Here is a 12,024-nt window from a genome sequence, read left to right on the forward strand (position 1 = left end):
GGCCGGTCAGTACCCCCGACCTTACAGCTCCGGCGACGGCCTGACTACGGCGCCCGACGCTCGTTCCCAGAGGTCAGCAGTGCAATGTCCCCGTAAAGCGCCGCCCGGTGAGCGAACATCAGCTCTTCCACACCGTCGAATTGATCCCCGACGTAGTGCGTGTTTGCAGCCGAAAGTTCACGTGAGCCGGAGCGCGCAAGTAGGTCGTCGATCCGGCTGTCGAGGCTCGCTGCATGCGCAACCGCGCGCTGCGAACTCAACTGATCCTCGGCCCGTGCGACCAGGTCACCGATCCGCGCGAGGGCCGCCACGCGCTCGACCAGCTGGTCCCAGACCGCGCCGAGCGCTTCCCTGCGCGAAGCGATTCCGGCTCGGGTTCCCTCGTCGCGTGCCAGTGTTTCCGCGTCGTCCAACTCCGCAAGAATCGAACGCAGCGCGACGGTGTCGACCGCGATCTGGGTGATCTCGTCGGCCAGGTCGAGTTGGTTGCGTTGAATGACGAAGTGGTCGGAATGCCACGCGCTGGAGCTTTCGATCCGGTCGAACAGATTCCCGGCGAGGTAAAGCAAGGCGTCGTACTCACCGGCGCGTCCCTCGGGTTCTGAATCGACCAGTCCGTCGAGGACTTCCGCGATGCGCCTTCCGGCATCGGCGATGACACCGGTTCCCTGGACCTTCCCGAACTGGGCGGCAAGTTTGTCGAGTGCTGCGTTTCCACTGCTGGCCACGACACCGAGCCCCACCGGCAGCTTGGCTGGAACCGGTGTACGGGTGAGCCCGGCAAAGAGAGCCTCGCGTTGCTCGACGTCGAGATGCAGGCCGTCGCGCCGGTCCTTGCGGATGGCACGGACACTGCTCGCGAAGTGACGATTGGAATGCACGATCGCCGATCGCATCGACTGAACGCGCTTGTCGAGCGCCTGCACCCGTCGTTCGAGGACAACCTGAACAGGGCCGATGCGAGTCGCGAGCAGTCGACGTCTGGTGCGGGCCAGCTCGTCGGTGAGATACCGCAACTCCGAGAAGCCGCCGATCTCCGGGAACGAACGTCCGACACTGCGCCGGTTCGCCAGGATCGATCGCGTCGACTCGTCCCCATACCCCCCGGCAATCAGCAGCGCGACATCATCGGACAACTCCGGCCGGTTCGACTCGACGGTTCCCGCCGCACACCACTCCCTCACTCGGGTGGAGATGAGCGTTCGCCGTTCGGTCACCGATGCCACGACAAAGACGTCGTCAGTTCCGTCTCTCATCTCACGGCCATCCGTCATCTCACGCCTCCTGCTGGGTGCCGGTTACCACTGTTCCAGAATCTGCCGACACGCGCCGGACCCCTGCGACCCAGCTCGACGCACCCCTGCCATACCGTAGGCGGGTGACCTCCCTGCGATCAGACGCGCACGCAGGTCACTCGCGCGCATCGAAGACTGATCCAGCAGTTCAACCGCTGCTTCCCGACCTCGCGATCGAACAACTTCAGTCCTTGTTGCAAGTACGTTCCTGGACTCTCGCGGAATGGTTCGCGATGGCCGACCAACGCGGATTCCTCGCGCCCGCTGCCAGCGTTCCGCTCTTCATGGAAGCCGCGCTGAAGTATCCCGAGCACCGCGAGGCGCTACTTCGCCTCGCCGGTCGACGCGGGCAGTACCTGGCGGAGCAGAACCCGGATTGGGCCCAGCTACGACGAATCGGATCACGCCGGGACGAGCTGTGGCTTTCGCCCGATCCGGACGACCGTACGGCCTGGTTCGATTACATACGTACGGTCGACCCGGAACTGGCGAGCGAAGAGCTCGAGATCGCTTGGGACGACGAGGCCACGGCAAGCCGGCTGCACTTCCTCGACCATCTCGACGTCGGGCTGGGTGAACACGACTACGCACTCCTCGAGCGTGCACTCGACGATCCAGCCGTGCGGGTCCGTGAGCGTGCAATTCAACTACTACGGCAACTCCCCCGATCTCCGTTTGCCTCTCGAATGGTCACTCGGGCTCGGTCCTGGGTGCGGCTCGAGACGAAGCCCTTGCGGCCGCGCCTTGCCGTCCGATTGCCCGGCTCGCTCGACGACCTCGCATTTCGTGACGGCATCGAAGACGTCCACTACAAGAACAAGGGCATCCGGCGCTGGTGGTTACGGCAAGTCGTGACCGCCACTCCGCTGACGCTGTGGGAATCTATGGCCGGTTCGCCACGCGAGGCCCTCACCATCCCCATCGAGAAGCAATGGCGCGCGGTGATGATCGAATCATGGATTGCCGCAACCGTTCTCCAGAAGAACACCGCGTGGGCGTCGGCATTTCTGGAGCGGGACGGGCGCACGACCGACCGGAGAATCGTCGCCATCGCGGACCCACGCGAGCGCGTCGAGTACATCGTTGCCGGCCACGCGGACGAGTACCTTCTGGGCGTCGACGGCAGCGCACTACTCGACGGCATCGACCGCCCATGGCCCCTGGCCGTCGCCGAAAAGTTGTTGAATGCCTTGGAGAACGAAGCGATGGAGCATGCTGCGACGGGTGAGGACTTGGGCATCCACTCGCGTCACAGTCACTTTTCCACCCTGCGAAGCGTGCAGGCGCGCTTCCCTTTCGACGCCGTACCGCTTCTGCAGGACGCGGCGGCCCGAACGAGTGACCCCGGGTGGCAACACGCATTCACCGACAGCGCCGTCAACATCGAGCAGCGCCGACTCCGCTTGGACATTCTGCGCAATCACCGCTGAACGACGAAGGGGCCGCATCCTTGGAACGGAATGCGGCCCCTTCGTCGTTCGTGAAAGATCAGACCACGCTGACCATCTCGTGATCAGCCACACCGGCGGCCAACACCCGAAGGTGATCTTCGGTGCTGCCGAGGGTGTGCTCGATGGCGACGAGTCGGCTCACGTAGTGCCCCACCGGGTACTCTGCGGTCATACCGATACCACCATGCATCTGGATCGCCTCCTGGCCGATGAGCCGAGCCGGACGCCCGATCTGCAACTTCACCCGCGAAGCGATCACTGGATCGACGACGCCGTCGGCAAGGGACATCGTTGCGTACAGACTCATGCTGCGTGCCAACTCGAGCGAGACGTACAGGTCGGCGGCGCGGTGTGTCAGTGTCTGGAACTTTGCGAGGGGAACCCCGAATTGCTTACGCGTCTTGAGGTATTCGGTGGTCAGGCGTAGCGCCTCTTCCATCGCTCCGACAGCCTCGGCGCACAGCGCGGCCTGCTCACGGATCTGCGCGGCCTGGATCAGAGCAGTAGCGTCACCGCCCTCACCGAGTGCTTCGGCCGGCGTATCGGTGAACTCGATCTGCGCCCCGCGCAACCCGTCGTGAGTGGCGTAGGACTTGCGTACCAAACCGGAGGCATCGCTCTTGACGAGGAACAGTCCGACGCCACCGCTGGGGAGCGCAGCGCTCACGACCAAGATGTCCGCCGTCGCGCCGTGGCCGACGGGATTCTTGATACCGGTGATGGTCCAGCCGCCGTCGACCTGGGCCGCCGCGGTGGCCCGTTCGGTTGCCGGCCAACGGATTCCGGGTTCCTGGTCGGCGAACGCGAGGAACGTGGTGCCCTCGGCCACTCCGGGAAGAATCGACGAGCGCTGCTCTGCGCTGCCCCCTTCGGAGATGAGCCCGCCCGGCGTCACGACCGCGTCGAGTAGCGGCTCGGGTGCCAAGCGTCGACCGATCTCGGTCATGACCGCGCCGATTTCCACTGGGCCGGCGTCCATGCCGCCGTCGTCCTCCGAGAATGTCAGGCCGAGCAAGCCGACCTCGGCCAACTGCTTCCAGACCTGCGGGCTCCACCCGGGATCGGAGTCGATGATCGCGTTGCGCTTCTCGGCGTCGTAGCTACGCGCGAGGAGATCCTTGGTGGTGTCGCGGAGAAGTTTTTGTTCGTCGTTGAGTTCGAAGTCCATGCCACGCCTCACAATCCGAGGATCGAGGAGGCGATGATGCTGCGCTGCACTTCGCTCGATCCGCTGTAGATGGATACCTTGCGGTAGTTCAGGTACGTCGGGGCAGTGTGCTGCGCCCAGCTCGCGGAGGCGATGTCGCTGCCCGCGTCGTACGGCAGTGAATCAGGGCCGGCCACGTCCATCAGCAGTTCGACGCTCGCCTGCTGCAATTCGGAGCCACGAAGCTTGAGCAGCGACGACGCCGGGTTCGGCTGGCCGTCAGCGGAACTGGCTACCACCCGGAGCTGAGTGAGCTCGAGGGCAAGCAATTCGTTTTCGAGTTCGGCGAGGCGAGCAGCGAAGAGCGGATCTTCGAGCAGTGTTCCGTTGCCGACCTTGACCTCGGCAGCGCGGGCCTTGGCCTGGGCCAGACGAACCTTCGAGAACCCGACGCGGGTGACACCGGTTCGCTCGTTGCCGAGCAGGAACTTGGCGTAGCCCCAGCCCTGGTTCTCTTCACCGACCAGGTTCTCTCCCGGAACGCGGACGTCCTCGAAGAACACTTCGTTGACCTCGTAGCCGCCGTCGATCAGCTTGATCGGGCGGACCGTGACGCCAGGCGTCTTCAGATCGACAAGGATGAACGAGATGCCGGCCTGACGCTTGGGCGCATCGGGATTGGTGCGCACCAGGCAGAAGATCCAGTCGGCGTACTGTCCCAGCGTCGTCCAGGTCTTCTGACCATTGATGACCCAGTCGTCGCCGTCGCGGACCGCACGGGTCTTGAGCGAAGCGAGATCGGAACCGGCCTCGGGTTCGGAGAATCCCTGGCACCACCAGATGTCGAGGTTCGCAGTCGCCGGAAGGAACTTCTCCTTCTGCTCCTGCGAGCCGAAGGCCGCGATGACCGGACCGACCATGTTGGCGTTGAACGCCAAAGGTTCGGGAACCGACGCAAGCTGCAGTTCGTCGAGCCAGATGTTGTGCTGGACCGGGGTCCAGTCCTTGCCGCCCCACTCGACCGGCCAGTGCGGTACCGCCAGACCGTGAGCGTTGAGGATCTGCTGCGCCTCGACCATACGGTCGCGCCCCAACTCCTCGCCGTGGGCGTACGCCTCCCTGATGTCCGCGGGGATTTGCGTACGGAAGAACGTCCGCATCTCGTCGCGGAACGCTAGTTCCTCGTCGGTCAATGCCAGGTTCATCGGGATTCCTTCGCACTCGAAACCGGATTCATGTTCGGTTCGACCGTACCCCGACAGCTATGGAGGCGGAACAGGTACCGCAAAAGACGGCACTCAGGGCCGACCCCCTACACGGTTTTCAGGACCAACAGGTAACCCCCGCCCGCGGCGTCGATACTTGTTTCGACATTCAACGCGGGAGCCAGACGCGACAACCGATCGATCAACCAATCCGACGCTTCCTGGGCGTCGTCCTTGCCGGGGCAGCGAGCGACGGCGACGCGGCCACCCTTTCGCTCGAGCTGCTCCACGACCCCGATGATCGGAGCGGGATCCACGACGAACAGCCGATCCGGCCATTCCACAACAGGTTTGACCGCACCCTTCTTGGTGTTGCATGCGCGGTGCGCCAAGCGTTCGACGCCGCCTTTGGTCTTGCCACCCTTTTTTGCGGTGTTGATGCTGTCGATACTCGGGCCGCGCGGATCATTGACGGACATGTCGGGATCGACCGGTTCGTCACACAGCCAGCAGCGCCAGGATTCACGTTCGCCGACTTCTTGAAGGGTGCTCATGTGGCAACGGTACCGTGCGCACTTTCGGCTGTTACCGCTACCAAAAGTGCGCACGGGGGCCGAAGGCCCTACATGTCTGCAATCGCCTCCAGCGGCTTTGTCTTGGCCGCTCGGTTGGCCGGCCACAGCGCCGCCAAGACACCCACCACACCCGAGCCGATCAGCATTCCGACCACCTGACCCCACGGGATCGTGATCTTGTCGAGGCCCTGATCCGCGAGAGTGCTCACGAAGGCCCAACCGAACGCGATGCCGAGAACAACTCCGACCGCCGCGCCGTACACCGCGATGAGGACCGACTCGAGGTAGATCGTGCGTCGCATCTGTCCTCGCTGCATGCCGACAGCTCGCAGCATTCCGATTTCTCGTCGCCGCTCGACCACCGAGAGTGCCAGGGTGTTGATGATGCCCAGGATTGCGATCACGACCGCGAGTGCAAGCAGTCCGTAGAGGATCGCCAACAACGTGTTGATCTGCTGGCCCTGAGTTCCCTTGAACTCCTCACGATCCTGCACCTGGACGACGACGTACTTCTCCGTGGCCGTTTCGAGCTCGGATCGCAGCGTTGTCAGATCCGCGCCAGGCTTCGCCTTCACCAGCACCACGAAGTCCGGCAGACTCTCGGCCGGCATCAGCTTCCTGTACGCCTCGTCCGAGACGATCCACGAGCCGATCAGCTGGTTGTCCTCGAACACTCCCGCGACAACGGTCTGGTACTCGACGCCGCCAGGACCGGTCAACGTCTGGGTCGAGCCGACAGTCCAGCCCTTGTCATCCGCAGTCGACTTCGAGACGAGCATGTTGTTGCCGGTCAGATCGACCGTGCCCTCGAGGATCTTGTACTCGAGCACGCCTTCGATCGGGCCGTCGAACGAAGCGCCCTGCTCGTCCTCACCGTCGACCTTCGCACGCACTCCGTGCAACGACGTCGCGCTCTGCACGTCGGGCACCTGTCGGACCGCGTCGGCCGCACCTCGCGGCACGCCGATCGCGTTGGGACCGGTCAGGATGTAGTCGGCCGAAACACCCACGTCGACAAGAGCATTGATGCTCGCCTTGGCCGAAGAACCGAACACTCCGATGACCGTCACCAGCATCAGACCGAGAGTCAACGCGAATGCCGTTGCGGCCGTGCGACGGGGATTGCGCACCGCATTGGTACGAGCCAATCGCCCGATGGCACCGAACGGCTTGGCGAACACGGCACCGAGCGCGCCGACGATCGGCCGCGACAGCGCGGGAGCCCCGAGAAGCACCGCGATGATCAACGAGAACGCACCGAGCCCGACGATCAGCGCCGCGCCACCACCGGTACCGCGAGAGCCGAACACGAGCAGTGCCACACCGATCACGCCGAGAATCGCACCGATCAACGTCCGCACTCGCAGTGAGTCGCCGGTGGAGGCGAACTCCTCACGCATGGCCGCCACCGGCGGGATCTTCGACGCACGACGAGCCGGGGCGTAAGCGCTGAGCGTCGTGACGACGACGCCGACCACCAACGCGACGATGATCGTGCGGGCACCCACCTGGAGCGGGCCTTCCGGCAGACCGACGTCGAATGTGTTGAGCAGACTGCGCAATCCGTAGGCGAGACCGATACCGCCGAGCAGACCGATGATGCTGCCGATGAGTCCGACCACGAGCGCCTCGGTGACCACCGAACGGCCGACCTGCGCTCGGCTCGCACCGATCGCGCGCAGCAGCGCCAGCTCACGAAGACGCTGCGCCACGATCATCGAGAAGGTGTTGTAGATGATGAACGTTCCGACGAGTAGAGCAATCGCGCCGAACGCCAACAGGAAGTAGTTGATGAAGCTCAGCGCCGAGTCGACCTCGGCCTTGGTCTCCTCACGAACCTGGTCGCCGGTCTGCACCTTGAGATCGGGGAAAACCTGCTCGACGCGTTGCTGCAGTTCCGTCTGCGACACCCCGTCGCCCGCGACGTCGATGTACTCGACGTGTTGGCCGTCGGTGAAGAGTCCACGGGCCTGCTCGTCGGTGAAGAGCGCGCCGATGAACCCGCCGGTGTCACTGCCCGCCCCCTCGTAGATGCCGGACAACGTCACGTCCACGATTCCGCGGGCCGGTGCCAGAACCTTGGCGGAGTCCCCCACCTTCAGTCCGGCTCGCTCGGCGGCGCTGGTGTTCAGCGCGACCTGACCGGTCTGCGTCGGAGGCGCGCCCTCGACGAAGGTGTCGGGTTCGGCAATCGCCTGGCCCGGCGGTAGGTAGGACTGCCCGATACTCGGCGCGCCGCCGGTCTGAACAGCGCCGCCGTCTGCGTTGATCAGGACGATCTGTCCGCTGACAGCCGGCGCCACCGCTCGGACACCGTCGACTGCGGCAAGTTTGTCGACATCCTCGACCGGAACGCCACTGGTGTTGCGCTCTTCCATCGATACCCGGACGTCGACGCCCTGGGCGGTGTTCTCGAAGATCGAATCGAAAGTCTTCTGGAGGGTGTCGGTGAAAACGAACGACCCCGCGACAAAAGCCGTGCCGAGCACCACGGAGAGAACCGTCAGCGCAAGTCGCACCTTGTGTGCCGCCAAGTTGCGCAGGGAAACCTTGCGCATCGGCGAGTTACTTACCGAAGCCATGTGCTCAAGCCCCGGCTTCCACGTTCACGACCGCCTGCGGAGCGTCCAGACGCTTCATCCGGTCGAGGACCGAATCCGCCGTAGGCTCGCGCAATTCGTCGACGATCTTGCCGTCCGCGAGGAACACCACCCGGTCGGCATACGCCGCTGCCCGCGGATCGTGCGTCACGATCACCACGGTCTGGTTGAACTCGTCGACGGCCGCCCGCAGGATGGAGAGCACCTCACCGGAGGACTTCGAATCGAGGTTTCCGGTCGGCTCGTCGCCGAAGATGATCTCCGGCTGACCCGCCAGCGCACGCGCACACGCCACACGCTGCTGCTGACCACCCGAGAGCTCTCCCGGCCGATGATCGAGGCGATCCCCGAGACCCAGCTTGGTCAGGACGCTGTTCAACCAGGTCGGGTCCGCTTTGCGTCCCGCGATGTCGAGCGGCAACGTGATGTTCTCGAGCGCGGTCAGGGTCGGCACCAGGTTGAACGCCTGGAAAACGAAACCGATGCGATCGCGTCGCAATTGGGTCATCTGTTTGTCGGAAAGCGTCGTGAGTTCCGTGTCACCGATGAGAACGGAACCCGAACTTGCGGAATCCAGACCGGCGAGGCAATGCATCAGCGTCGACTTACCGGAACCGGACGGCCCCATGATCGCCGTGAACTCACCGCGGGCGAAATCTGCGGACACCGAACTGAGGGCGTGCACCTGGGTATCTCCGGTGCCGTAGGTCTTGGACAGGCCGACTGCGCGGGCCGCGACATCCTGGGCGTGCGAACTCATGATCGCCTTTCCTGTTCACTTCGGTGCTACTTTGCGGGCGTGACGGGCGCCCGTGAAAACACGGACGCCCGCAATGGTTGGTTCCATCCTGTCGGGTGGCGGGCGCGCCCGCCATCGGGGACCACCCTGATATCTGCGGCCGAGCCGGTCAGGGTCGGGGGAATGCGACCCCTCCTGCTTGTGCGCATTGACTGGAAACAGCGATACGAAGACCGGGCGCACATTAACCTTGTGACACCAATCACACGAGAGAGGCGGCCGAATGTCCGACGCCACCGCTGGAATCATTTTCGATCGGCTAGAGCACTGGGCGACGGTCAAGCCTGATCAAGCAGCGATGACCTTCCAAGGGACCGAATTCACGTGGGCTCAGTGGCGGGACCGCATCTTGCGTATCGCCGCCGCCCTCGCCGAATCAGGCATCGGTGCCGGCGACACTGTCGCGTTCGTCGACAAGAATCATCTGTCCTGTCTCGAAGTCACCTACGCCGCCTCACTACTCGGCGCCGCGAATGTCGTTCCCAACTGGCGACTTTCGAGCGAAGAGCTGGATTACGTTCTCGCGGACTGTGGCGCTCGCATTCTGTTCGTCGGCAGCGAACTACTCCCCCAGGTCGTCGCGATGCGAGACCGCTTGACGGCCGTCGAATCGATCTTCGCCGTCGGCGGTGAACACGACGAATTCGAGCCGTGGATCGACGAGGTCACACCGCTGCACTCCCGCCCCGAGGTGAGCCCCGATGCCACCGCTCTGGTTCTCTACAGTTCCGGGACGACCGGTCGCCCCAAGGGTGTCCAGCTCACGCATCGAAACCTGTTCGCGCACAGCAACAATGTCCTCGAAATCCTGCCGGCCCACGAGGATCACCGATTCTTGATCGCGATGCCGATGTTCCACGTCGGCGGAACGTGCTACGCCATCATGGCAATTCACACCGGTGGCCGCTGTTACTTCACGAGAGAAGCCGACGGACCGTCGATCTTCGCCGGTCTCGCCGCCGGAGCCAACATCGCCTTTCTCGTCCCACCGGTCATTGCCGGAGTCCTGGCCGCAGGCGAGCAGACGGTCGCCGCCTTCAAAGCATTCAAACGCATCACCTACGGCGCCGCCCCCATGCCGCTCCCACTGTTGCGCGCGGCACTCGCAGCGTGGCCGGACACCGAATTCGTGCAGGTCTACGGCATGACCGAAATGGCAGGCGTCATTACCGCGTTGATGCCGGACGTTCACCGCGACGAGTCGCAGGTCGAGCGCATGGCATCAGCAGGTACGGCGATCCCCGGCGTCGAGATGCGCGTGGTGGACCCCGTCACGCTCGAGGACGTGCCCACCGGAACGACCGGTGAACTGTGGTGGCGATCCGAACAGTGCACACCCGGATACCTGGGCAAGCCTGAGGCGACGGCCGAAACGATTACCGCAGACGGGTGGCTACGTAGCGGCGACATGGGCCGCGCCGACTCCGACGGCTTCGTCTTCATCGAGGACCGCCTCAAGGACATGATCATCACCGGCGGCGAGAACGTCTACTCCCCCGAGATCGAACGAGTACTGGTGGAGCATCCGGCAATCGCCGAGGTCGCGGTCATCGGCGTTCCCGACGACCGTTGGGGTGAAACCGTCAAGGCTGTCGTGGTTCTCACTGCCGAAGCGCAGATCGACGAAGCCGAACTGATCACCTATACACAGGAACGCCTCGCAAAGTTCAAGTGCCCGACCAGTATCGACGTCGTCGAGATTCTTCCCCGCAATCCCACCGGAAAGATCCTCAAACGCGACCTCCGCAAACCGTACTGGGACAACCGCGAACACAAACTGGTCTGAGTTCGCGTGCTGTAATGGGGCGGTGACTTCGCGCCGCCCCACCACACCCAATCCGACCGATCCGTGCCCGTGCGGCAGCGGCAACGCGTTGGCCGAATGCTGCGGCAAGTACATCAGCGGAGTAGCGCACGCACCGACCGCCGAAACCCTGATGCGTTCGCGTTACACGGCTTTCGCTGTGATGGACGACGAATATCTCACGCGGACTTGGCATCCCGACCATCGCCCAGCCCAACTCGATCTCGACCCCGACCAGAAATGGCTCCGGTTGGAGATCCTGGACACCGAACGGGGCGGGCTGTTCGATTCCGACGGCGTCGTGGAATTTCGCGCTCACTACACATTCGGACGCGAGCGGGGAATGCTCCACGAACGCAGTCGATTTGCGCGAACAGAGGGTAAGTGGCTCTATGTCGACGGCGATATCGGTTAGGTAACTCCGGGCACCGCCGCCGCGGATCCCGATAACGCGAGCCCTACGATCGAGTCATGACAACGAACCGGACGAGATCATTTGCCGCTGTCGCTGCCATCGCAGTGGGCGTGAGCCTGACTGCCTGTTCGCAGGACGCGGAGACCACTCCCACGGCAGCCACCTCGGCCGTCACCTCGACCTCGAGTGCAGCAGCGTCGACCACAGAACCAGTCCCGACGGACAGCTCCGACAAGACGTCGGCTGCGGGCACCGAATCCAAGCTCACCGTCGTCGACATCCGAGTGGGCGAGCACGACGGATTTGATCGTGTCGTCTACGAAATGGGCGGAACCGGCACACCCGGTTGGCGCGTCAAGTACGTCGACGCGGCGACGCAGGAAGGCAGCGGTAAGCCCGTGGACATCAAGGGTGCCGCAGTGATCCAGGTCCTGATCGACGGTTCCGCATATCCCTTCGACAGCGGAGTCGAGCAGTACTCCGGCCCCAACCCGGTCCCCGGCGTCGGCGGAGTCGTGACCGAGGTCAACGGGTCCAACGTCTTCGAGGGAGTCACGCAGTCGTTCATCGGCGTGACCGAGAAGCAGCCGTTCACGGTCACGACGCTCAGCGACCCTCCTCGCGTGGTGGTCGACGTGGCCCGCTGAGGCCGCACTTGACCTGAAGTTTGGTTGAGGTTCTACCTTCGTGTCGTACCGGCCACGTAATCTTCGTGGCCGGCGACCGGAGGGGC

At 64.0% G+C, this 12,024-nt stretch carries 10 protein-coding genes; 4 read left to right on the forward strand and 6 right to left on the reverse strand.

The genetic code is table 11. The features are described 5' to 3' along the window. Positions 1 to 44: 44 nt before the first annotated feature. Positions 45 to 1,274, reverse strand: a complete 1,230-nt coding sequence (locus RHP72_RS19675) for a hypothetical protein (protein ID WP_065351180.1) — start codon at positions 1,272 to 1,274, stop codon at positions 45 to 47. A gap of 104 nt (positions 1,275 to 1,378) precedes the next feature. On the opposite strand from RHP72_RS19675, the gene RHP72_RS19680 reads away from it, so the two are divergent. Further along, the gene (locus RHP72_RS19680; RefSeq protein WP_311093723.1) at positions 1,379 to 2,725 is read left to right on the forward strand and encodes a DUF5691 domain-containing protein; all 1,347 of its coding nucleotides are present in this window, start codon (positions 1,379 to 1,381) and stop codon (positions 2,723 to 2,725) included. A gap of 58 nt (positions 2,726 to 2,783) precedes the next feature. Here the strand turns inward: RHP72_RS19680 and RHP72_RS19685 are convergent, their stop codons facing one another. From RHP72_RS19685 to RHP72_RS19705, 5 genes are all read right to left on the reverse strand, one after another. After that, positions 2,784 to 3,914 (reverse strand): acyl-CoA dehydrogenase family protein, encoded by a 1,131-nt coding sequence (locus RHP72_RS19685; protein ID WP_311093724.1) that lies wholly within the window; start codon positions 3,912 to 3,914, stop codon positions 2,784 to 2,786. An 8-nt stretch (positions 3,915 to 3,922) separates the two neighbouring features. Then, positions 3,923 to 5,098: an acyl-CoA dehydrogenase family protein gene (locus tag RHP72_RS19690; RefSeq protein ID WP_007736177.1), complete on the reverse strand. Its 1,176-nt coding sequence runs from the start codon at positions 5,096 to 5,098 to the stop codon at positions 3,923 to 3,925. Between the two features lie 107 nt (positions 5,099 to 5,205). Beyond that, positions 5,206 to 5,652 carry a hypothetical protein gene (locus RHP72_RS19695; RefSeq protein WP_007736175.1) on the reverse strand — a complete coding sequence of 149 codons (447 nt, stop codon included), beginning with the start codon at positions 5,650 to 5,652 and terminating at the stop codon, positions 5,206 to 5,208. Between the two features lie 68 nt (positions 5,653 to 5,720). Continuing rightward, positions 5,721 to 8,255: an ABC transporter permease gene (locus RHP72_RS19700; RefSeq protein ID WP_019749299.1), complete on the reverse strand. Its 2,535-nt coding sequence runs from the start codon at positions 8,253 to 8,255 to the stop codon at positions 5,721 to 5,723. A 4-nt stretch (positions 8,256 to 8,259) separates the two neighbouring features. After that, positions 8,260 to 9,033, reverse strand: a complete 774-nt coding sequence (locus RHP72_RS19705; RefSeq protein WP_003945134.1) for an ABC transporter ATP-binding protein — start codon at positions 9,031 to 9,033, stop codon at positions 8,260 to 8,262. A 262-nt stretch (positions 9,034 to 9,295) separates the two neighbouring features. Between RHP72_RS19705 and RHP72_RS19710 the strand changes: the two genes are divergently transcribed. From RHP72_RS19710 to RHP72_RS19720, 3 genes are read left to right on the forward strand one after another with little or no spacing between them, the layout of a single operon-like run. Further along, the gene (locus RHP72_RS19710) at positions 9,296 to 10,858 is read left to right on the forward strand and encodes a long-chain-fatty-acid--CoA ligase (protein ID WP_311093725.1); all 1,563 of its coding nucleotides are present in this window, start codon (positions 9,296 to 9,298) and stop codon (positions 10,856 to 10,858) included. A 22-nt stretch (positions 10,859 to 10,880) separates the two neighbouring features. Then, positions 10,881 to 11,291 (forward strand): YchJ family protein, encoded by a 411-nt coding sequence (locus RHP72_RS19715; RefSeq protein WP_042923391.1) that lies wholly within the window; start codon positions 10,881 to 10,883, stop codon positions 11,289 to 11,291. 56 nt (positions 11,292 to 11,347) lie between these two features. Next, positions 11,348 to 11,938, forward strand: a complete 591-nt coding sequence (locus tag RHP72_RS19720; RefSeq protein WP_019749302.1) for a hypothetical protein — start codon at positions 11,348 to 11,350, stop codon at positions 11,936 to 11,938. Positions 11,939 to 12,024: the final 86 nt, after the last annotated feature.

This window comes from Rhodococcus sp. SG20037 (assembly GCF_031763325.1).
Lineage (GTDB): Bacteria > Actinomycetota > Actinomycetes > Mycobacteriales > Mycobacteriaceae > Rhodococcus_F > Rhodococcus_F qingshengii.

Coding starts and splice junctions, on each gene's coding strand:
- RHP72_RS19675 (WP_065351180.1), bottom strand. CDS start 1,274: ATGACGGATGGCCGTGAGATGAGAGACGGAACTGACGACGTCTTTGTC.
- RHP72_RS19685 (WP_311093724.1), bottom strand. CDS start 3,914: ATGGACTTCGAACTCAACGACGAACAAAAACTTCTCCGCGACACCACC.
- RHP72_RS19690 (WP_007736177.1), bottom strand. CDS start 5,098: ATGAACCTGGCATTGACCGACGAGGAACTAGCGTTCCGCGACGAGATG.
- RHP72_RS19695 (WP_007736175.1), bottom strand. CDS start 5,652: ATGAGCACCCTTCAAGAAGTCGGCGAACGTGAATCCTGGCGCTGCTGG.
- RHP72_RS19700 (WP_019749299.1), bottom strand. CDS start 8,255: ATGGCTTCGGTAAGTAACTCGCCGATGCGCAAGGTTTCCCTGCGCAAC.
- RHP72_RS19705 (WP_003945134.1), bottom strand. CDS start 9,033: ATGAGTTCGCACGCCCAGGATGTCGCGGCCCGCGCAGTCGGCCTGTCC.
- RHP72_RS19710 (WP_311093725.1), top strand. CDS start 9,296: ATGTCCGACGCCACCGCTGGAATCATTTTCGATCGGCTAGAGCACTGG.
- RHP72_RS19720 (WP_019749302.1), top strand. CDS start 11,348: ATGACAACGAACCGGACGAGATCATTTGCCGCTGTCGCTGCCATCGCA.